The sequence below is a fragment of the Pseudomonas tremae genome (assembly GCF_023278125.1).
GTDB classification, from domain to species: Bacteria; Pseudomonadota; Gammaproteobacteria; order Pseudomonadales; family Pseudomonadaceae; genus Aquipseudomonas; species Aquipseudomonas tremae.
Genome location: NZ_CP066270.1, coordinates 2,257,795 through 2,279,827 on the forward strand (window position 1 = coordinate 2,257,795; position 22,033 = coordinate 2,279,827).

General features: G+C 58.7%; 19 protein-coding genes. 16 read left to right on the plus strand and 3 right to left on the minus strand.

Translation table 11 applies throughout. From position 1 onward, the window contains the following. Positions 1-89: 89 nt before the first annotated feature. The gene (locus I9H09_RS10350) at positions 90-998 is read right to left on the minus strand and encodes a MurR/RpiR family transcriptional regulator (RefSeq protein ID WP_005890493.1); all 909 of its coding nucleotides are present in this window, start codon (positions 996-998) and stop codon (positions 90-92) included. Positions 999-1,268: 270 nt separating this feature from the next. Here I9H09_RS10350 and I9H09_RS10355 point away from each other — a divergent pair, with 270 nt between their 5' ends. The 14 genes from I9H09_RS10355 to I9H09_RS10420 all read left to right on the plus strand — a co-directional run bounded on the left by I9H09_RS10355 (position 1,269) and on the right by I9H09_RS10420 (position 19,097). Then, positions 1,269-3,206, plus strand: coding sequence for a bifunctional 5-dehydro-2-deoxygluconokinase/5-dehydro-2-deoxyphosphogluconate aldolase (locus I9H09_RS10355; protein ID WP_122347067.1), 1,938 nt, complete (start codon positions 1,269-1,271; stop codon positions 3,204-3,206). 39 nt (positions 3,207-3,245) lie between these two features. Continuing rightward, positions 3,246-4,148 carry a myo-inosose-2 dehydratase gene (gene iolE / locus I9H09_RS10360; RefSeq protein ID WP_122347068.1) on the plus strand — a complete coding sequence of 301 codons (903 nt, stop codon included), beginning with the start codon at positions 3,246-3,248 and terminating at the stop codon, positions 4,146-4,148. Between the two features lie 16 nt (positions 4,149-4,164). After that, entirely contained in the window at positions 4,165-4,974 is an 810-nt protein-coding gene (gene iolB / locus I9H09_RS10365; RefSeq protein WP_122347069.1) for a 5-deoxy-glucuronate isomerase, read from the plus strand. A 26-nt stretch (positions 4,975-5,000) separates the two neighbouring features. After that, a complete protein-coding gene (locus I9H09_RS10370; RefSeq protein WP_122312861.1) occupies positions 5,001-6,503 on the plus strand; it encodes a CoA-acylating methylmalonate-semialdehyde dehydrogenase in 1,503 nt (500 codons plus the stop codon). 38 nt (positions 6,504-6,541) lie between these two features. Further along, positions 6,542-7,372: a TIM barrel protein gene (locus tag I9H09_RS10375; protein WP_122324744.1), complete on the plus strand. Its 831-nt coding sequence runs from the start codon at positions 6,542-6,544 to the stop codon at positions 7,370-7,372. A 45-nt stretch (positions 7,373-7,417) separates the two neighbouring features. After that, on the plus strand, positions 7,418-9,355 hold the full coding sequence (gene iolD, locus I9H09_RS10380) for a 3D-(3,5/4)-trihydroxycyclohexane-1,2-dione acylhydrolase (decyclizing) (protein WP_024671013.1): 1,938 nt from the start codon (positions 7,418-7,420) through the stop codon (positions 9,353-9,355). A gap of 68 nt (positions 9,356-9,423) precedes the next feature. Further along, positions 9,424-10,434, plus strand: coding sequence for a bifunctional inositol 2-dehydrogenase/D-chiro-inositol 1-dehydrogenase (gene iolG / locus I9H09_RS10385; protein WP_024671012.1), 1,011 nt, complete (start codon positions 9,424-9,426; stop codon positions 10,432-10,434). A 52-nt stretch (positions 10,435-10,486) separates the two neighbouring features. After that, positions 10,487-11,347 carry a sugar phosphate isomerase/epimerase family protein gene (locus tag I9H09_RS10390; RefSeq protein ID WP_122347070.1) on the plus strand — a complete coding sequence of 287 codons (861 nt, stop codon included), beginning with the start codon at positions 10,487-10,489 and terminating at the stop codon, positions 11,345-11,347. A gap of 65 nt (positions 11,348-11,412) precedes the next feature. Next, positions 11,413-12,432, plus strand: a complete 1,020-nt coding sequence (locus I9H09_RS10395) for a Gfo/Idh/MocA family protein (RefSeq protein WP_024689745.1) — start codon at positions 11,413-11,415, stop codon at positions 12,430-12,432. Positions 12,433-12,948: 516 nt separating this feature from the next. Beyond that, a complete protein-coding gene (locus I9H09_RS10400) occupies positions 12,949-13,878 on the plus strand; it encodes a sugar ABC transporter substrate-binding protein (protein WP_122324746.1) in 930 nt (309 codons plus the stop codon). Between the two features lie 69 nt (positions 13,879-13,947). Next, a complete protein-coding gene (locus I9H09_RS10405; protein WP_122312857.1) occupies positions 13,948-15,525 on the plus strand; it encodes a sugar ABC transporter ATP-binding protein in 1,578 nt (525 codons plus the stop codon). A 47-nt stretch (positions 15,526-15,572) separates the two neighbouring features. Continuing rightward, complete coding sequence (locus I9H09_RS10410; protein WP_024671008.1) at positions 15,573-16,598, plus strand: ABC transporter permease; 1,026 nt, start codon at positions 15,573-15,575, stop codon at positions 16,596-16,598. A gap of 304 nt (positions 16,599-16,902) precedes the next feature. Beyond that, positions 16,903-17,307: a TraR/DksA family transcriptional regulator gene (locus tag I9H09_RS10415; protein WP_002554078.1), complete on the plus strand. Its 405-nt coding sequence runs from the start codon at positions 16,903-16,905 to the stop codon at positions 17,305-17,307. Between the two features lie 566 nt (positions 17,308-17,873). Beyond that, positions 17,874-19,097: a methyl-accepting chemotaxis protein gene (locus I9H09_RS10420; protein WP_413038552.1), complete on the plus strand. Its 1,224-nt coding sequence runs from the start codon at positions 17,874-17,876 to the stop codon at positions 19,095-19,097. Positions 19,098-19,305: 208 nt separating this feature from the next. Here I9H09_RS10420 and I9H09_RS10425 read toward each other — a convergent pair whose 3' ends face one another. Beyond that, complete coding sequence (locus I9H09_RS10425; RefSeq protein WP_248972612.1) at positions 19,306-19,554, minus strand: hypothetical protein; 249 nt, start codon at positions 19,552-19,554, stop codon at positions 19,306-19,308. Here I9H09_RS10425 and I9H09_RS10430 point away from each other — a divergent pair. Beyond that, positions 19,483-20,847: a phospholipase effector Tle1 domain-containing protein gene (locus tag I9H09_RS10430; RefSeq protein ID WP_248972610.1), complete on the plus strand. Its 1,365-nt coding sequence runs from the start codon at positions 19,483-19,485 to the stop codon at positions 20,845-20,847. The genes I9H09_RS10425 and I9H09_RS10430 overlap by 72 nt on opposite strands. A 19-nt stretch (positions 20,848-20,866) precedes the next feature. Here the strand turns inward: I9H09_RS10430 and I9H09_RS10435 are convergent, their stop codons facing one another. After that, on the minus strand, positions 20,867-21,106 hold the full coding sequence (locus tag I9H09_RS10435; protein WP_005890525.1) for a DUF2789 domain-containing protein: 240 nt from the start codon (positions 21,104-21,106) through the stop codon (positions 20,867-20,869). A gap of 445 nt (positions 21,107-21,551) precedes the next feature. Here I9H09_RS10435 and I9H09_RS10440 point away from each other — a divergent pair, with 445 nt between their 5' ends. Then, entirely contained in the window at positions 21,552-22,019 is a 468-nt protein-coding gene (locus I9H09_RS10440) for a hypothetical protein (protein ID WP_122312854.1), read from the plus strand. The last annotated feature ends 14 nt before the right edge of the window (positions 22,020-22,033 follow it).

Here is a 22,033-nt window from a genome sequence, read left to right on the forward strand (position 1 = left end):
AGTCAGGCTTCTGCCCGGAAGGTGTGGGCATTGCGGTTAGCTGCCGTGGTTACTTCCTTCCGGGCCTGTATTCAGGAGGATCCCAGCCCTCAATCGTCAAACCCGACCTGCTCGTGGATTTCGTCCACCTTCAGCTCCAGGCGATACGCCACTGCGATGAACAGCGCCTGACACAGGCACAGGGTTGCGCTCAGTGAGCGGAAGGCAAACGAGCTGCCTTCGTTGACCAGCAACACCGAATTGGCGCGTTTGGCCAGTGGCGACAGGTTGCTGTCGGTGATGATCAGGGTCTTGGCCTGGTGATGCTGGGCGATGCGCAGGCAATGCTGGGTTTCCTTGCCGTAGGGCGTGAAACTGATCGCAATCACCAGATCATTGGCGCGCACGCTGCGCATCTGCTCGCGGTAGCTGCCGCCCAGGCCTGAAATCAGGTGAATACGCTTGTTGGTGTGCTGCAGGTTGTAGACCAGGTAGTCCGCCACCGCAAATGAACGCCTTACTCCCACCACATAGATGTTGTCGGCATTGACCACCAGGTCTACGGCCTTTTCGAACTCGACGTCATCCAGCTCTGCGCTCAGACGTTCGAGCCCGGACAGCGTTGCATCGACGCATTCACGTGCCAGATCGCCCGCGCTGGCTTTTTGCGACTTGTTGGCAATCATGCTGCGAATACGCTGCTGGTAGTTCTGCACCGGCGTGGTCTTGTGGGTGTAGGCCTCACGAAACAGCGCCTGCATTTCACTGAAGCCACTGAACCCGAAACGCTGGGAAAAGCGCACGATGGCTGAAGGATGAACCTCACATTCACGCGCGATATCGCTTATGCGGTCGACCATGATGCGGTCGCTCTGCTGGCTCATGTAGCTGGCAATGCGCTTTAGCTGGCGCGGCAGACCGTCGTACTCATCGGTAATCATGCGCAGCAGGGCTTCGGCGCTGGTCGGCGGAACGTCGACGCTCGTCTCGGACAGAGTGGGCTGGTCGGCGCTGGTCATAGTCACATCCTTTCTGCTTGTTCGTTCAGAGCACCGGGTCGAGACCGCGCCCTGCTGATGGAGCTGCTTCTGGCAGGCAACAGCGACTATATCCTACCTGTCCTTACACCGCGCCAGCAGTTGCGCCAACCTATAGAAAAAATATTCCACAAAAAATAAATATAGAATAAATATTGATTGATGCCCCGCGACGTTTTAGGCTGCATTCACACAGGCAGATCGTGCATCCCATGCATGCGCTGCAGGCTGATAAAAATAACAGGAGCCACCATGGGCCAGACTCGCTTTGCCACAGGGCGTCAGTTGGATCTGATCTGCCTTGGACGCCTGGGCGTCGATCTCTATGCGCAGCAAGTGGGCGCACGACTTGAAGATGTCTCCAGTTTTGCCAAATACCTCGGTGGTTCGTCCGCCAATATCGCGTTTGGCACCGCCAGACTTGGCCTCAAGTCAGCAATGCTCAGCCGGGTAGGCGATGACCACATGGGTCGTTTTCTGGTCGAGTCGCTGGCGCGGGAAGGCTGTGACGTCAGCGCCATCAAATGCGACCCCGAGCGCCTCACCGCGATGGTGCTGCTTGGCTTGAAGGACCGCGAAACCTTTCCGCTGGTGTTCTACCGCGAAAATTGCGCCGACATGGCCCTGCGCGCCGAAGACATAGACGAGCAGCAAATAGCATCGAGCAAGGCGTTGCTGATTACCGGCACGCATTTTTCGACTGATCAGGTGTTCCAGGCCAGCAGCCAGGCGCTGGATTATGCCGAGAAACACAACGTCAGACGGGTTCTGGATATCGACTATCGGCCGGTACTCTGGGGGCTTGCAGGCAAAGCCGATGGCGAGACGCGGTTCGTCGCCGACAACAGGGTCAGCCAGCATGTGCAGCGTATCCTGCCGCGTTTCGACCTCATCGTCGGCACCGAAGAAGAGTTTTTGATTGCCGGTGCCTCCACTGAACTGCTGGCGGCCCTGCGTAAGGTGCGTGAACTGACTGCTGCAACGCTGGTGGTCAAGCTCGGCCCGCAAGGTTGCACGGTCATTCACGGAGCCATTCCAGCACGTCTCGAAGATGGCGCGATTTATCCCGGTGTGCGAGTGGAAGTGCTCAATGTCCTGGGTGCCGGTGACGCGTTCATGTCCGGTTTTCTGAGTGGCTGGCTCAAGGACGCCAGCGATGAGCGTTGCTGCCAGTTGGCCAATGCCTGCGGCGGGCTGGTGGTCTCGCGCCATGCCTGCGCCCCGGCAATGCCCACGCTCGCCGAACTCGACTACCTGTTCAGCCGCGCTGAACCCGTTACCCGCCCTGATCAGGACGTCGTTCTGCAGCGCCTGCACCGGGTCAGCGTGCCGCGCAGGCAGTGGAAACAACTGTTCATCTTCGCCTTTGATCATCGCGGTCAGTTGGTCGAACTGGCGCAGCAGGCCGGGCGTGACCTGGACAGTATCAGTCAGCTTAAGCAACTGTTTGTGCAATCGGTCGCACACGTCGAGGCGGATCTGCGCAAGCGCGGTATCGAAGCCGATGTCGGGCTGCTTGCCGATCAGCGCTTTGGCCAGGACTCGCTCAACGCCGCCACCGGTCGTGGCTGGTGGCTGGCGCGCCCGGTGGAGGTGCAGGGCTCAAGACCGCTGGCATTCGAGCACGGCCGCTCCATCGGCAGCAACCTGATCAACTGGCCGCAGGAACAGATCATCAAGTGCCTGGTGCAATACCATCCTGATGACGAACCCATGCTGCGTCTGGAACAGGAAGCGCAGATCAAGGCGCTGTATGACGCATCGAACGTCAGCGGCCATGAGTTGCTGCTTGAAATCATTCCGCCCAAGGAGCACCCGTCGCCTCATCCGGATGTGATGGTCCGAGCGATGAAGCGCTTGTACAACCTGGGCATTTATCCGGCGTGGTGGAAAATCGAGGCGCAGAGTGCCGCTGTCTGGCAGCAGCTGGACGAATTGATTAAGCAGCGTGATCCGTACTGTCGCGGCATCGTGCTGCTCGGGCTCAATGCCCCGGTCGAAGAACTGGCGGCCGGCTTTGCCCAGGCTCGCAACAGCCGCGTCTGCAAGGGGTTTGCCGTTGGCCGGACGATCTTTCGTGAGCCAAGTCGGGCCTGGATGGCTGGGGAAATCGACGATGCAACACTGGTCAGCCGGGTGCAGAGTACTTTCAACTGGTTGATCGAGTCCTGGCGCGAAAGCCGCGCCTGAATTTATTGATGCAGCGATAACAACAAGAAAGGTGCAGCCATGCCTGTTTCAGCTTCCACGCCCAAGATCCGCATTGGTATCAACCCGATCTCCTGGAGCAACGATGATTTGCCGGCCCTGGGCGGAGAAACGCACTTGAGTACCGCGCTGAGCGAAGGTAAAGACATCGGCTACGAAGGTTTCGAACTCAACGGCAAGTTCCCGAAGGACGCCAAGGGCGTCGGTGATGTGCTGCGGCCCTACGATCTGGCGCTGGTGTCCGGCTGGTATTCGAGTCGTCTGGCACAGCGTTCTGTGGCTGAAGAAATCGAGGCCATCAGCCCGCATGTGCAACTGCTCGCCGAAAACGGCGCGTCGGTACTGGTGTACGGCGAGGTGGCCGATTCCATTCAGGGGCAACGCATCCCGCTGGTCGAACGACCGCGCTTTCACACCGATCAGGCCTGGCGCGAATACGCTGAAAAGCTTACCGAGCTGGCGCGCTACACGCTCTCCCGAGGAGTGCGTCTGGCCTATCACCACCACATGGGGGCCTACGTCGAATCGCCTCAGGATATCGACAAGCTGATGGCGCTGACCGGCAGCGAAGTCGGCCTGCTGTTCGATTCGGGGCATTGCTATATGGGCGGTGGCGAGCCTTTGCAGGTGCTGAGCAAGCACATAAAACGGGTCTGCCACGTGCATTTCAAGGACGTGCGCAAACCGGTCGTGCAACTGGCCCGCAACAATCTCTGGAGCTTTCCGGACTGCATCATCAACGGCACGTTCACTGTGCCAGGTGACGGCGACATCGATTTTGCGGCACTGCTCGACGTGTTATTGCAGGCCGGCTATAGCGGCTGGCTGGTCGTCGAGGCTGAACAGGATCCGGCGGTTGCGCCCAGTTACGCCTATGCCAAAAAAGGTTATGACACCTTGCGCCAATTGCTGGCCGATGCCTGATAAGGAGGATTGATTCATGAGTCTGCTGACCAAAAGCAAACCTGCCGGCCGAGACATTGTTGCACTTGCGCCGGGCACCCTCGAATACGTGGGCTTCAAGGCTTACCGTCTGGAGAGTGGACAACGCCTGCCGTTGAACACCGAACAGCATGAAGTGTGCGTGGTAGTGCTTGCCGGGCACGTCAGTGTGAGCGGCGAGGCGCCGGGGCAGGGCGCGTTCAATTGGGAAGATATCGGCGACAGGCAGTCAGTGTTCGAAGAGAAATCACCGTTTGCGGTCTACCTGCCGCCGCACAGCCGGGCCGAATTCGTCGCCCGTGGGTCGGTTCATCTGGCCGTGTGCAGCGCCCCTGGCGATGCCGGCAAGCAGCTTGCGGCCCGGTTGATTCAGCCTGCCAGCATGAAACGCAGCGTGCGCGGCAAAGGGGCCAATACCCGATACGTGTGCGACATTCTGCCCGACAGCGAGCCGGCCCATTCGCTGCTGGTGGTCGAGGTGCGCACGCCTTCGGGGCATTCCTCCAGCTACCCGCCGCACAAGCACGACAGGGACAACCTGCCGCACGAGAGCTTTCTCGAAGAAACCTATTACCACATGGTCAACCCGCCGCAGGGCTTCGTCTTCCAGCGCGTCTATACCGACGACCGCAGTATCGATCAGGCCATGGCCGTGGAAAACAACGACCTGGTGACGGTGCCCAAGGGCTATCACCCGGTGTCCGTGCCTTACGGTTATGAATCGTATTACCTGAACGTGATGGCCGGCCCGACGCGTGCCTGGCAGTTCCATAACGATCCGCAGCACAGCTGGCTACTGGATCTTTAATCCCTCTTTTCTTTGGAGTCATGCAGATGAGCGAGTCACCGGTGATCGGCCATTACATCAACGGGCACGTGAATGACGGCGATGGCGAGCGTTTCAGCGACGTCTTCAACCCGGCAGTCGGCACGGTTCAGTCGCGCGTCGCGCTGGCCAGTGTCAAGACAGTGGATGAAGCAGTTACAGCAGCCAGGGCGGCGTTTCCGGGCTGGGCCGATCAGTCTTCTTTGCGCCGAGCGCGGGTGATGTTCAAGTTCAAGGAATTGCTCGATCGACACCACGACGAGCTGGCGCAGATAATCTGCCGGGAACACGGCAAGGTGCTCTCCGATGCGCGCGGTGAAGTGGTGCGCGGCATAGAAATCGTCGAATTTGCCTGCGGCGCGCCGAGCCTGCTCAAGAGTGACTTCAGTGACAACATCGGTGGCGGTATCGATAACTGGAACCTGCGCCAACCTCTGGGCGTCTGCGCCGGGGTCACGCCGTTCAACTTCCCGGTCATGGTGCCGCTGTGGATGATCCCCATGGCGCTGGTGACCGGCAACTGCTTTATTCTCAAACCGTCCGAGCGTGACCCTTCAGCCAGTCTGTTGATGGCGCGGCTATTGAAAGAGGCCGGGTTGCCCGACGGCGTGTTCAATGTGGTGCAGGGTGACAAGGTGGCGGTCGATGCCTTGCTCCAGCACCCTGATATCGAGGCGATTTCGTTCGTCGGTTCTACCCCGATTGCCGAATACATCTATCAACAGGGCACTGCCCGCGGCAAGCGCGTGCAGGCGCTTGGCGGGGCCAAGAATCACATGATCGTGATGCCCGATGCCGATCTGGATCAGGCCGCCGATGCCTTGATCGGCGCTGCCTATGGTTCGGCTGGCGAGCGGTGCATGGCCATTTCCGTTGCCGTGGTAGTGGGCGACGTGGGCCAGCGTCTGATCGACAAGCTGCTGCCACGCATCGAACGGCTCAAGGTCGGCAACGGCATGCAGGCCGATTCGGATATGGGGCCGCTGGTCACCGGCGTACACAAGGCCAAGGTCGAGGGTTTCATCGATCAGGGTGTGAAAGAAGGCGCCACGCTGATTGTCGATGGTCGCAATTTCAGTGTGCCGGGCGCCGAGCAGGGCTTCTTTGTCGGGGCGACGCTGTTCGACAATGTCACGCCGCAAATGCAGATCTACAAGGAAGAAATCTTTGGCCCGGTGCTGGGCATCGTGCATGTAGCGGATTTCGCCAGCGCAGTAGAGCTGATCAACGCGCATGAGTTCGGCAATGGCGTGTCGTGCTTCACCAGCGATGGCGGCGTGGCCCGTGCATTTGCCAGGACCATCAAGGTCGGCATGGTCGGGATCAACGTGCCGATTCCGGTACCTATGGCCTGGCATTCGTTTGGAGGCTGGAAGCGTTCGCTGTTCGGCGATCACCATGCCTACGGCGAAGAAGGGCTGCGCTTCTACAGCCGCTACAAGAGCGTCATGCAGCGCTGGCCGGACAGCATCGCCAAAGGGCCGGAGTTCAGCATGCCGACCGCCAAATAGTTTTCACCCATCAATGGAATGTGCGGAGAACAATAACAATGAGTCATCCACTGCGTTTCGCCCTCAATAGAATGGTCGCGCCACGCCTGTCGCTTGAGGCATTCGTCGATCTGGCTGTAAAGCTGGGTGCCGACGCCATCGAGATCCGCAACGACCTTAAGGGCATCGAGATCGAAGACGGCACTGCGCCAGAGGTCGTTGCTGATCTTTGTGCTGGCAAAGGCGTACAGGTTCTTTCGATCAATGCGCTGTACCCGTTCGATGTCTGGAATGACGAGCGCAGTGCCCAGGCGACAAAACTGGCGCAGTACGCTCGCGACTGCGGTGCGAAGGGGCTGGTGTTGTGCCCGCTCAACGACCATGCCGACACGCGCAACGGGGCGCAGCGTGCTTCCGGGTTGCGCACCGCGCTGACCGCGCTGGCGCCGATTCTTCGTGAGTACGGGGTTCTGGGTTTCGTCGAGCCGCTGGGCTTCGAGGAGTGCTCGCTGCGCTTCAAGCGTCAGGCAGTGGATGCAATCAAGGCCGTTGGCGGGCTGGATGTCTACCGTCTGGTTCACGACACCTTTCATCACCATCTGGCGGGCGAGGTCGAGCTGTTTCCGGAGCTGACCGGGCTGGTGCATATCTCCGGTGTCGAGGACGCGCAGGCGCCGCTCAACAGCATTCGCGACGGTCACCGCGTGCTGGTTGGCGAGGCTGACATTCTTGGCAACGTTGCACAGATCGAAAGGTTGCTGGACAGCGGCTATTCAGGACATCTGTCGTTTGAACCGTTCGCCGAAAGCGTTCATGCGCTGGACGATATTCCCCAGGCGATCTCGGTAAGCATGGCGCATTTGTCACAAGCCGTTTCCCAGCGCCATTGATTTTCTGCCTATTCAGGCCACCTCAAACAAGAACAAGGTGCCAACATGAGTACAACCCGACTGACCATGGCCCAGGCCCTGGTGAAGTTTCTCGATAATCAGTATGTCGAAGTTGACGGCGTACAGAGCAAGTTCGTAGCGGGCATTTTTACCATCTTCGGCCACGGCAATGTGTTGGGCCTCGGCCAGGCGCTGGAGCAGGACAGCGGTGAGCTGGTGGTGCATCAAGGCCGGAACGAGCAGGGCATGTGCCACGCTGCCATCGGTTTTGCCAAACAGCATCTGCGTCGCAAAATCTACGCCTGCAGCTCTTCGGTAGGGCCGGGGGCGGCCAACATGATCACTGCGGCTGCAACGGCGTCTGCCAACCGGATTCCGCTGCTGCTGTTGCCCGGCGATGTCTACGCCAGCCGCCAGCCTGACCCGGTGCTGCAACAGATCGAGCAATTTCACGACCTGAGCATCAGCACCAACGATGCCTTCAAGGCCGTGAGCAAGTACTGGGACCGTATCAACCGCCCCGAGCAGCTGATGAGCGCCGCGCTCAACGCCATGCGCGTGCTGACCGACCCGGCCGAGACAGGTGCAGTGACCCTGGCACTGCCCCAGGACGTTCAGGCCGAAGCCTACGATTACCCGGACAGCTTTCTGCAAAAACGCGTACACCGTATTGATCGTCGTCCGCCAAGCAAGGCGATGCTCGACGATGCGCTGGCCTTGCTCGGCAGCAAGCGCAAGCCCTTGCTGATCTGCGGTGGCGGGGTGCGTTATTCAGGCGCAGCTGCAGCGTTGCAAGCCTTTGCAGAGCGCTTCGACATCCCGTTTGCGGAAACCCAGGCAGGTAAAAGCGCCATCGTCTCGGCGCACCCGTTGAACATGGGTGGGATCGGCGAAACCGGCACGGTGGCCGCCAATCAACTGGCAAAGGAAGCCGATCTGATCATCGGCGTCGGCACCCGCTACAGCGATTTCACCACCGCGTCGAAATGGTTGTTTCAGAACCCGGATGTACAGTTTCTCAACCTCAATGTCGGCGCTTTCGATGTACAGAAACTGGACGGCGTGCAGTTGTTGGCCGATGCGCAGGTGGCCTTGCAGGCACTGACCGAAAGCCTGCAGGCCAGCGGTTATCGTGCCGCGTGGGGCGATGCGCCGCGGACCGCGCGTGCGCAACTGGATGCCGAAGTGGATCGGCTGTATGCGGTGGAGTACCAGAGCGAAGGCTTCGTGCCTGAAATCAACGACCACATGGACCCGGCCGTGCTGCGCGATTTCATTGAACTGACCGGTTCGTGCCTGACCCAGAGCGGCGTGCTGGGCATTCTCAACCGCAACCTGCCGGCCGACGCGGTAATCGTTGCCGCCGCGGGCAGCCTGCCGGGCGACTTGCAACGCGCCTGGCGCAGCACCGGGGTCGATACCTATCACGTTGAATACGGCTACTCGTGCATGGGCTATGAGGTCAATGCTGCGCTCGGCGTCAAGCTCGCCGAGCCGCACCGGGAAGTCTTCGCACTGGTCGGCGATGGTTCTTACATGATGCTCCATTCGGAGCTGGCGACCTCGATTCAGGAGCGCCGAAAGATCAACGTTGTGTTGCTCGACAACATGACCTTCGGTTGCATCAACAATTTGCAGATGGAACACGGAATGAACAGTTTCGGCACCGAGTTCCGTTTCCGCAACCCGGAGACCGGCAAGCTCGATGGCGACTTCGTACCGGTGGATTTTGCCATGAGCGCGGCGGCTTATGGCTGCAAGACCTACAAGGTGAGCACTGCCGAGCAGTTGCATCAGGCGCTCGCCGATGCCCGGCTCCAGACGGTCTCGACGCTGATCGATATCAAGGTGCTGCCCAAGACCATGATTCACAAGTACCTGTCGTGGTGGCGGGTCGGTGTCGCCGAAGTATCCACCACAGGTACCACCGCTCAGGTGTACGAAAAACTCAACCGCGAGCTGGCCAAGGCGCGCCAGTACTGATCACTTTTTAGCGTTCATGGCCCGTGACCTGCTCACGGCAACATCCAATAACAAAAAGGAATACGAACATGGCATTGAAACTCGGCGTGATTGGTACAGGCGCAATCGGTCAGGATCATATCCGCCGTTGCAGCAAGACATTGGTCGGCAGTCAGGTGGTGGCCGTCACCGACATCAATCTGGAGCAGGCTGCAAAAGTTGTGCGCGACCTCGACATCAGCGCCGAAGTGTATGCCGACGGGCACGCTTTGATCGCGGCGCCCGATGTCGAGGCAGTGCTGGTTTGCTCGTGGGGGCCTAGCCATGAAGAGTACGTGCTGGCGGCCATCGCTGCAGGTAAGCCGGTGTTCTGCGAAAAGCCGCTGGCAGTGACGGCTCAAGGCTGCCGGCATATTGTCGAAGCCGAGATCGCCAGTGGCAGGCGTCTGGTGCAAGTGGGTTTCATGCGGCCTTATGATCAGGGCTATCGCGCCCTCAAGGCGGTGATCGACAGCGGCCAGATCGGCGAGCCGCTGATGCTCCATTGCGCCCACCGCAACCCGCGCGTAGGCGAGAATTACAAGACCGATATGGCCATCACCGACACCCTTATTCACGAACTCAATGTGCTGCGCTGGCTGCTCGACGATGATTATGTGTCTGCACAGGTGGTTTTTCCGCGCAAGACCGGCAAGGCCCTGGCGCACATGAAAGACCCGCAGATCGTGATGCTGGAGACCGCCAGAGGCACGCGCATCGACGTCGAGGTCTTCGTCAACTGCCAGTATGGCTACGACATCCAGTGCGAGGTGGTCGGCGAGAGCGGCATCGCCAGACTGCCCGAGCCTTCTCAGGTGCAGATGCGCAGCGAAGCCAAATTGTCCAACGCGATTCTGATGGACTGGAAAGACCGTTTCATTGCCGCCTATGACGTCGAGCTGCAGGACTTCATCGACGGCGTCAAGGCAGGAACGATCTACGGCCCTTCTGCCTGGGACGGCTATGCGGCTGCCGTAGCGGCCGATGCCTGCGTGCTGGCGCAGAACAACGGCGCAGTTGTGCCGATTGCCCTGGAAGTGCGTCCGGCGTTCTACGCCTGACAGATTTCTCAGCCACCGGAACATCTCTCGGCAAAAATAACAGGGAGGCATCATGCGGATCGCACTGGACCCATACATGTACCGCCATCTGCCCTTGGGGGCGATGGTCGATAAAACCGCGGAGCTGGGTTACGACTATATAGAACTGTCGCCGCATGAAGATTTCATGCCGTTTTACAAGTATCCCCGCGTGGATCGCGCACGCATCAGGGAGTTTCGCAAAGCCCTTAGCGATGCAGGTGTGAAACTTTCTTCGCTGTTGCCGCTGTATCACTGGGCAGCGCCCGACGAAGACTTGCGTATTGCTGCAGTGCGCAACTGGAAACGCGCCATTCAGGTTGCGGTGGAAATGGACTGTGACCTTATGAATACCGAGTTCAGCGGGCAGTCGGATCATGCGCTGGTCTGCGAGAACCAGTTCATGAAGTCGATGGACGAGCTGATGCCGCATTTCGAGCGCGAAGGCATCAAGCTCGATATTCAGGCGCATCCTTATGACTTCTGTGAGCGCAACAACGAGTCGGTGGACATCATTCGCGGGCTCGATCGTGACTGGATCAACTACCTGTATGCCGCGCCCCATACGTTTTTCTACGATGACGGCGTGGGAGATATCGCCTCCATGCTGCGCTATGCCGGCGACAGGCTCACCCACCTGATCATTGCCGACACCTATAATCACCGCGCCTCTTCCAGCCTGCGTTATATCGTCAACCCGCCCGGCGTGACGGCGACGGTGCATCAGCATCTTGATATCGGTCAGGGCGAGGTGAACTGGGAGGCGTTTTTCTCGACGTTGAGAGACATGAAGTTCGACGGCATCGCCACGGTGGCTGTATTTGCCTGGGAAGAGCGCGCCGACGAGTCGAGCCGATTCATGCTTGAGCGGGTCAAAAGCGAGTTGCTGCGCTGATACAGTTGCACCGATCACACAACCGATGGCTGCGGCCTGAGGATCATGGACCACAGGAGATATCCATGCGAGCAGGGCTGGTGGGCTACGGCAAAGGGGGGCGTTACTTTCACGCGACGCTGATTTCAAGTGTGCCCGGTGCCACGTTTGCAGGCGTCGTTACCCGTTCGCCTGAACGAAAGCAGGGCGTGGCCAAGGATCATCCCGGCGTGGCGACGTTCGACACGCTGGCCGAACTGGTGACCGCCGGGGTCGATGTGGTGGTTATTTCAACACCGCTGGCATCGCGGCGAGCGCTGATTCTGGAGGCTATAGAGCTGGGCGTGGCGGTGGTCAGCGATAAGCCTTTCGCCGCCGATGCTGCGCAGGCGCGTGAGCTGGTGGAGGCTGCCGAAAGGCGTGGAGTATTGCTCAGCGTTTATCAGAACCGGCGTTGGGATTCCGACTTCCTCACGGTGCGCAAATTGATCGACAGCGGCGCGCTGGGCGAGATCAGCCGGTTCGAGTCAAGTATCGAGCGCTATTCGCCGCGCTCCGTCGGCAAGGCCAGCGGTGGTGGCATGTTGCGCGACCTGGGCAGTCATCTGGTGGATCAGGCGCTTGTGCTGTTCGGGCCGGTCGAGCGGGTATATGGCGAATTGCGCTTCGCCAGCGCGGACGACGAGCTGGATCACACGTTTTTCGTCGTACTGACCCATGCCAACGGCGTGGTTTCGCACCTGTCCGGGAGTTGCCTGCAAAGCAGCCCGAAGCCGCGTTTTCGAGTCAGCGGATCGAAAGGCTGCTACAGCGTCGACGGCCTTGACGGTCAGGAGGAGGCGGCGTTTGCCGGTCTGACGCCGCGCTCCGAGGGCGAACGCTGGGGCGTTGAAGAGCACAGGCGTTGGGGCTGGTTCGAACACGGTGATCATCGTGAACGAGTGCCCTCGGAGCGCGGCTGCTGGCTCGAGTTCTACCAGCAATTGCAGCGTGCAATAGACGAGCAGGGTGCCAACCCGGTCGATCCTCATGACGCGATAGCATCAGCGCGGGTAATGGACGCCGCACGCCTGAGCGCAAAGGAGGGACGGATTGTGGCGCTGTAGCAACTGCGACGGTAATAGCTATGGACTCGCCTGCTGTCGCGCAATCCCGCCACTGAAATTTCCGCTCACGAAAGCCTGACGCCTGATACCCGTCAGGCTTTGTCATTTTCGGCCCGACAATAAATGAAATGGAATAAAATTCTAAAATTTGTTGAATTGGAAAATATTTTCCAATAGAGTCTTTTTCAGGTTACCGACTATCGAATCACCCGGGTCTGAAATCATTTTCAGGCCATGGGAAACACGCCAACAAAAACAAAACAAAAGATAGGTACTGTCGATGAAAACCCCTGCCTCTGGCCTCACCGCCAAGCGTTCTGCCACCCCGTCATTCTGGATTCGGACCATGGAGCACTTTCTTACGATCGTTGCCCGTGGGATGTGCGTGCAGCACAAGGACGCGCAATTGTTCTGCATTCCCGGTGCGACCGGAGTTCGCCTGCCCCGTTGACGGGTTGCACCGTTCTACGTCTTTGCCAAGCCCCGATAACAACAAGAATTTGGAGACAGACCCTTATGAATACCAAGGTTCGCTTTACCTCCCTCGCGCTGGTCCTGATGCTCGGCAGCAGTGCGGCACTGGCTGATATCAAGGTCGGGGTTGCCATGTCGCAGTTTGACGACACCTGGCTGACCTACCTGCGCGAGGACATGGGCGCCAAGGCCAAAACCATGCCCGGAGGCGTGACGCTGCAATTTGTCGATGCCCGTGCGGACGTCAATAAGCAGCTCGATCAGGTCAAGGAACTCATCAACAAGAAGGTCGATGCCCTGATCGTCAACCCGGTGGACACGGCAGCGACCGCCAGCATCACCAAGGCTGCAGTCGCTGCCGGTATTCCGCTGGTCTACGTTAACCGCCGCCCTGATCAGGTGAAACTGCCTGAAGGCGTCGCAACGGTCACCTCGGACGATACCGAGGCTGGCCGACTGCAAGCGCAGTTCATCGCCGAAAAAATGGGTGGCAAGGGTAGCGTCGTGATTCTGTTGGGTGATCTGGCCAACAATTCCACGCTGAACCGTACCAAAGGCGTTAAGGAAGTGCTGGCGAAATACCCGGATATCAAGATAGATCAGGAGCAGACCGGCACCTGGCTGCGTCAGAAGGGTATGGACCTGACCAATGACTGGCTCACTCAAGGCCGCAAGTTCAATGCGGTACTGGCCAACAACGACGAAATGGCCATTGGTGCCGCGCTGGCGCTGAAGCAGGCGGGTGTCAAGAAGGGCACTGTATTTGTCGCCGGAGTCGACGGTACGCCAGACGGGATCAGCGCCATCGAAAAAGGCGACCTGACAGCGTCCGTTTTTCAGGACGCCAAGGGCCAGGCCGATGGTGCAATCGATGCAGCGGTGAAAATGGCCAGGAAGGAAAAGGTCGAGCCCCAGGCGATTGTCATTCCTTATCGCCTGATTACGCCTGAAAACGTCGCCACCTTCAAATAACAACAGTCGGCAGGCCAGGGAGGTGCTTGAAATGCCCTCCCGCAGGCTGCCGCTTGAGGAGTTGTGATCATGTTCGGTTCTGCCACTGTCAGTCCGCCCGCGTCCGGCGACCTGTCGTCCATCGATGTGCATGGCGCCACGCCGGATACCCAGCACCCTTATCTGCTGGAAATCAGCCATATCAGCAAAGCTTTCCCCGGCGTCATTGCGCTCGATGACGTGCAATTGCGAGTGCGCCCTGGCAGCGTGCTGGCGCTGATGGGCGAGAACGGAGCCGGAAAGTCGACGCTGATGAAAATCATCGCTGGCATCTACCAGCCGGACTCGGGCGAGATCCGCTTGCGTGGCAAGCGGGTTAGCTTTGAAACGCCACTTTCGGCCCTGCAGGCCGGCATTGCCATGATCCATCAGGAGCTCAACCTGATGCCGTTCATGAGTATTGCCGAGAATATCTGGATAGGCCGCGAGCAGCTCAACAGCCTGCACATGGTCGATCACCGGGAGATGCACCGCTGCACTGCCCAATTGCTGGAGCGCCTGCGCATCAAGCTTGATCCCGAAGAGCTGGTTGGCAACTTGAGCATCGCCGAGCGGCAGATGGTGGAGATTGCCAAGGCGGTTTCCTACAACTCGGACGTGCTGATCATGGACGAGCCGACCTCGGCCATTACTGAAACCGAAGTGGCTCACCTTTTTTCGATCATTGCCGACCTGCGCTCGCAGGGTAAAGGCATCATCTATATCACTCACAAGATGAGCGAAGTGTTCAAGATCGCCGATGAGGTTGCCGTGTTTCGCGACGGGGCCTACATCGGACTGCAGCGCGCCGACAGCATGGACGGCGACAGCCTGATCTCGATGATGGTCGGTCGTGAATTGACCCAACTGTTCCCCCAGCGTGACCAGCCGGCAGGCGATGTAAGGCTTTCTGTCAAGGGCCTGGGTTTGAAAGGCATCTTCCAGGGCGTAAGTTTCGACCTGCGCGCCGGTGAAATCCTTGGCATTGCCGGCCTGATGGGGTCGGGACGAACCAATGTGGCCGAGACCTTGTTCGGTATAACCCCCGCCGACAGCGGCGAGATTCTCTTCGAGGGCAAGACCGTGCGAATTGGCGATCCGCACCAGGCCATCGAACTGGGGTTTGCCCTGCTGACAGAGGATCGCAAGTTGACTGGCCTGTTTCCGTGCCTGTCGGTGATGGAAAACATGGAGATGGCGGTGCTGGCCAACTACGCAGGCAATGGCTTCGTGCAGCAAAAGGCCTTGCGTACCCTGTGCGAAGAGATGTGCAGGAAGCTGCGGGTAAAAACCCCTTCGCTGGAGCAGTGCATCGACACGCTCTCCGGCGGCAACCAGCAGAAAGCGTTGCTGGCGCGCTGGCTGATGACCAATCCCAAAGTCTTGATTCTCGACGAGCCCACACGCGGCATCGACGTAGGAGCCAAGGCGGAAATCTATCGGCTGATCTCGCTGCTGGCCAGCGAGGGGATGGCGGTGATCATGATCTCTTCGGAGCTGCCAGAAGTGCTGGGCATGAGTGACCGGGTCATGGTTATGCATGAGGGAGAGATGATGGGGATCCTTGATCGCAATGAGGCAACCCAGGAAAAAGTCATGCACCTGGCCTCTGGGCATCGGGTTCATTGAGTTCGCGATATGGCGCTCGGTAAAAGAAGAACAAGAGGGTAACGAACATGAGCAACGCGATTCTGCAAAATAAACCAGCTCTGGCGCCTGCCAGAGGCAAACGACGTCTGCCGACGGAGCTCAGTATCTTTCTGGTATTGATCGGCATCGGGCTGGTTTTCGAGATGTTTGGCTGGATCGTCCGCGACCAGAGTTTTCTGCTCAATTCCCAGCGCCTGGTACTGATGATTCTTCAGGTGTCGATCATCGGGTTGCTGGCCATCGGCGTGACCCAAGTGATCATCACGACAGGCATCGATCTGTCTTCCGGCTCGGTGCTGGCGCTGTCGGCGATGATTGCCGCGAGCCTGGCACAAACCTCGGACTATACCCGCGCAGTCTTTCCGTCGCTGACCGACCTGCCAGTGTGGATACCGGTGGTGGTCGGGCTGGGGGTGGGGCTGTTGGCTGGCGCGATCAACGGCAGCATCATTGCGATTACCGGGATCCCGCCATTCATCGCCACGCTGGGCATGATGGTCTCCGCGCGCGGCCTGGCGCGCTTCTATACCGAAGGCCAGCCGGTGAGCATGCTCTCTGATTCCTACACGGCCATCGGGCAGGGCGCGATGCCGGTGCTTATCTTTCTGGTGGTCGCCGTGATCTTTCACATTGCCCTGCGCTACACCAAGTACGGCAAATACACCTATGCCATCGGCGGCAACATGCAGGCGGCTCGGACTTCCGGAATTAACGTCAAGCGACACCTGATCATTGTCTACAGCATCGCCGGGCTTCTGGCCGGACTGGCGGGAGTCGTTGCTTCTGCGCGTGCTGCCACAGGACAGGCGGGGATGGGGATGTCCTATGAGCTGGATGCGATCGCCGCAGCGGTCATCGGCGGCACCAGCCTCGCTGGCGGGGTGGGCAGAATCACTGGCACGGTGATTGGCGCACTGATTCTGGGAGTGATGGCCAGCGGTTTCACTTTTGTTGGCGTGGACGCCTATGTTCAGGACATTATCAAAGGCCTGATCATTGTAGCGGCGGTAGTAATCGATCAATATCGCAACAAGCGCAAGACCAAGCGCTGAGCTCCGATCCTGTATGAAAAGGCCTGTTTCAGGCCTTTTTTTGCTTTGAATATTGCCGGAACCGATGAGTCGTCCACGGGTCAGAGCCTCGTCAGGGCGCGTGCGCGGCAAGGTTTTTACCCGCATTTAAAGGGGGGTTCGTACGATTGTTGTACGAAAACCCTTCAATTGTGTTGCCGAGCCCGCTAGCCGGCCTTAGACTGCCGCCCCTCGTAAATTGAGTGCCAGGTGGCGCTTGGAGATTATTGGCTTGCACGGCAACGTCGAGCCGCTCCTCAATGCACGTTTTTTTATAGAGAAATAAATGACAAAGGAAAAGTTGCTGGCCATGCCGGCCGATGACTACATGAACGCCGAGCAGCACGCTTTCTTCGTCGAGCTGTTGCAGGGCATGAAGGTCGAGATCCACGAGCGAATCGAGCAGAGCCGTATTGCCATCGAGAGCCTGGACACGCCTGCGGATCCGGCTGACGCTGCTTCTGTCGAAGAAGAGCGCCACTGGCTGGTCAATGTAATTGACCGCGATCAGCGCATGCTGCCTCAGCTGGAAATGGCCCTCTCGCGCATTGCCGATGACACATTCGGCTGGTGCGATGACAGCGGCGAGCCTATTGGCCTCAAGCGTCTGCTGATCAGCCCGACCACCAAGTACTGCATCGAGGCGCAAGAGCGCCACGAGCAGATCGACAAGCACCAGCGCCAGGCCTGATACGCAGGCGACCGCAGCTGAGTGAAAACACCGGGAGGCAAGAAATTGCCTCCCGGTTTTGTTGTGCCCGCAATTTGTCGAAAGCCTCACGCTGTTCGCTACGACCAACAGCGCATAGCACTTAGCCGTTATCTAGCGTTTAATGGATCCCATAACGATAAATAGCGATGGGGTGACGAAGTATGGCCGAGAACTTTTCAATGGCAGCCGGACTGCCGCTGTCCGATGCACCTGATGCACAATCGGGGTTGTGGGTGCCGGCGACGCAGACCGTTGCACTGTGTCTGCTACTGACCGCCATGAGCGCTACTGGTCTGTCTCTCTATATTGTGGTTCCGATAACGCTGCTGGTGGTTTGGCTGCCCCGACTGATGCGCGGGCGGAGGCCGGTTTTGCAAGCCGAAGCAGGGGCCAGCGATATTGTGTCTCTGGCTCGCGATCTGTCTCGCACCACCAGTCACAACGCGCTGTCGGCTGCTCAGGTAGCGTTTTCCGTCGGCCAACTGGCAGGCAAGGTGCAGTCGCAGTTGAGTGCTGCCGAGCAGATCGTCAGCAGCGCCGATCAGATGATCGCGACCGAACAGCAGACTGCGCAGTTGAGCCAGCAAGCCCTGGTGGCTGCCAGCGAGGCGCGTCAGCGCAGTGAGTCGGGCAGCAGCGTTCTGAACGAGTCCATCGAGCGCATGCACCAGTTGAGCACCCGTGCCATTAACAGCCGCCAGTTGATCGAGGCCCTCAGCCAGCGCAGTGAAGAGATCCAGCGGGTGACGCTGGTCATTCAGTCGATTGCCAGCCAGACCAACCTGCTGGCGCTCAATGCCGCTATCGAAGCCGCTCGTGCTGGCGAGTACGGGCGCGGCTTTGCGGTGGTGGCTGATGAGGTTCGCGGGCTTGCGGGGCGCACGGCCAGCGCTACGGGGGAAGTCGGTCAGATGGTGGCCGATATCCAGCAGCGTACTGCGCAGGTGGTCGAGCAGATTCGTGAATTGTCGTCCGGGCTGGACGCCGGGGTCGGGCAGGTCGAGCTGGCTGGTCAGCATCTGGGCAACATTGCACGTCTGGCCGTCGAAGTGGAGAGTCAGGTCAGCGAAATCGCTCAGGGTGCCCGAAGCAATCAGGATCAATTGGCGAGCCTGTTCGATGCCGTCGAAAACATGCGCAGCGATCTGGCGGTCAGTGATGAGCAGACTCGGCAACTGGCGAAGTCCGCGGTGCAGATGGAAGGCCAGGCAGAGACCATCAGTCAGCGCCTGGCCCAGATCGGCCTGGATGACTATCACCAGCGTGTCTACGATCTGGCGCGCGAAGGTGCACGGCTCATTGGCGAAAAGTTCGAAGCTGATATCGACCAGGGACGGGTCAGTCTGGATGACTTGTTCGATCGCACCTACAAGCCGGTTCCCGATACCTCGCCCACCCGCTTCACGACGCGGTTTGATCGCTACACCGATCAGATATTGCCGGGGCTGCAGGAACCTTTGCTGCCCCGCCATGAAGGCCTGGTGTTTGCCATCGCCTGTACGCAACAGGGCTATGTGCCGACTCACAACAACGCCTTCAGCCTGCCGTTGACTGGCGACCGGGCGGTGGACAACGCGCGCAATCGCAGCAAGCGCAAGTTTGATGATCGAACCGGCATTCGTTGCGGCAGCCATCAGCAGCCCGTATTGCTGCAGACCTACACCCGAGACACCGGCGAACTGATGCATGATCTTTCGGTGCCAATCATGGTCAAGGGACGGCATTGGGGTGGCCTGCGTCTGGGCTACAAACCGCAAGGGCGTTCATGACTGTAAGGGCGTATATATGACGCGTTTCGGCCGGCTGATCAAGATGTTTATCAAAGCGTGTACAACTATAAGATACTGAACGCCAACTGTCGGTACTTATTGATCGTTTGCTGGTTTATAGCGACTGGGCGTGTAGGGGGTTTCTGAAAAGATCGTGTATGACTTGACTGTTCGGTGCCGTTGAGCAAGCTGTTTAAATCAACTTTATTTAAAGCTGGTTTAAATGCAGCCTTTTTGATGGGCTGCCTCTACGGACGGAAAAGTTATGAACCATGAATGGAATGTTCAATCCGCAACGCCAACGCCCTACGCAGTTTCCCGCCGGCTGACCGCCCGCATAGGGGTTTTCTTTGATGGCACGGGAAACAATCGCGTCAACAGTCAGATCGGGGCTGATTGCCAGGCGTTGATTGAAGTCAATAATGGGCAGCACATAAAAGAGTGTGCAGGGCGTCATGTTCATCCTGGCAGTAGTTACAGTAACGAGTTGAGCAATATAGCCAGGCTGGTCGGTTTATATCGACAACAAGCGTTGGCCGACAATGACGGCACGGGTCTGATGGTGTACTGCCCGATCTATATCAGCGGTGCTGGCACGACCTCTGGCGGGCGCGATTCGGTATGGCCCGGACAGAGTTTTGGCCGAGGGACGACCGGTGTTATATCCAAAGTCGAAAACGCATTCAGGAAACTGGAATCGGCGTTAAAGAAACTCCCTCGGGACAATCCGGATTGCGTGTTGGAAACGCTCGAACTGGATGTATTCGGCTTTAGTCGCGGCGCAGCTTCTGCCAGGCATTTTGCCAATGAAATCCTGAAGCAGGGCGCGGGTATGCTCGCCCCGATACTTGAAAGCCGCAAAGTACGTCTTGGAGAGGGGTTCGCGTGGAAGAACGACAGCGTGCGGCTCAAGGTGATCGGCCTGTTCGACACGGTCGCAGCAATCGGCAGCTTCAAGGACTTGGGTAATACCAGAGATGCGAGTAACCGGCGGGTGAACCTGTACCTGCCGCCCGGATGCGCCCAGCAGGTGTTGCATCTGGTGGCGCGTGACGAGTCCCGGCGCAATTTTGCGCTCAACAGTGTGCAGCCGGCATGGCCCAGGGAGATTATTCTGCCTGGCGCGCATTCCGACATTGGCGGTGGTTACCCACCGCAGATGGAAGAAAGCGTGATGCTGACCCGGCCTCGCATCAGCACCATAAGCCGCTGCAGTCCGCCTGAAACAGCGGCGAGCTGGCTGGAGGCGCAACTCGAGTTGGACAACCTGGACCCTGAGCGGTGGATCGATCCGTTTGACACTCAGGCATCACTGCAGGTCCAGGCACGCGAAAGCGGAGGGTGTCCGCGTGCGCATTCGATGAAAGGCATGAGGGCGATTACCGCAGCCGTCTGCATGAACCGCCAGGTGTTCGGGCATCTGGCGTGCGTGTCGCTGAGGATCATGCACATTCTGGCGTGTGACGAAGGCGTGCCGTTCGATGCAATACCGCCAGGCCCTGAATTCCAGATTCCTCCCGAGCTTGAAGGCATTGCCCTCAAGCTGATCGATTATGCAAGAGGTGGCCCTTACAGGCTGAACACGCAGGAAGAACAGATATTGCGCTGGCGCTACATACATCAGTCAGCACACTGGAGCGCGGTGGTGGGCAGACTGGGCACCTTCGGCGACGCTGTCTTCGTTCACGCTCCGCAACCGGGTGGTCGCATACTGCATCCCAACGTTGGTCAGCCCGGTTATCCGCAGTAATGCCCGACGCCCGAGTGGCTTACTCGGGCTTTTTGTGCAACCGCACATTGAGTTCGTCCACCACGATTGCCCATTCGGCGTCCTCATGCAGCTGTTCTTTGAGAAAGTCAGCCTGACGCGGTGTCCAGAAATCCGCATCGATCAGCTTCACGTCGTCAGGCAGCTGGTGGCTGATGATGAACGTTTCGATGCTCTCATCGTCCGAATCCAGCGCCAGTTGAGCAAACAGGTCGTTGATGGTCGTTGTAGTCTGTTCCATGTCATCTCCTCAACGAGGGATATCCCCGTTTTCATCAGTTCTTTATGGGAGTGACCGAGGGACACAAGAGTTCGATGCATTTGGACCGGTAGAAAAGATGGCCTTTTGTACCATGACGACAAGTGATATGTTTCAAGCATCGCTCGATGCGCACTGATCGTCAGGGCCGAAGCCCGTCCGGCGTCTTATTCGTGTTCTGGCTGCCGGTTTACCGGCAGCGACGCCTCTGTGACACTGCAGTGTACAAAAGGTATATATCCCGTGGCCGCCCTGTACCGGTAGAATCCGCCACCCGCCTGCACACGATTTGCGGCAGCGCTGCCCAGCGCTCTTGCGTGCAGCGTGCCGGAAGCTTTCCGGTCGCTCCGCGCGGTCTATGGGTTAATCACTTTCTTGACTGCTCTGATATCGGGCAGTCTCGTTTTCATGTTTGAGGGTTTGTACTTTGGCTGTAAGTAATCTGGATACCCATGCTTTATTCGTGCTCGGCGACCTCCGCGCACAGTTGGTCAAGCAGTTTCAATCCCGTTTTGTCTACATCACCGAACAATCAGCCGAAGGCATTTATATCGCTGAAATCGACACCGAAAGCGCATTGGTGGTCGACGACAAGCCGCGTCTTGAACTCAAGGTCGGCGATCACTTCCGGGCGTCTGTTCTGCCCAGCCGTGAAGGCGGCAAGCTTGAATTGAAATTTCGCGACATCAAGACGACCGTGTATGGACTGGGCGAATATGCGTTCGTCGACGTCCCTGAAGGCCACGGCATCGTGTTCAAGGAAGGTCAGGCCGTGTTCATGGTCTTTGCTGCGAAAGAGCAGTTGCAGACCGGCATGAGCAAGCTTCTGAAGGGCGCCGTCGGCAAGGCCGCCAAATGGCGCAAAGGCGAACTGAGTTTCAAGGCCAGCGAGTAACACTGGCCTGGCAC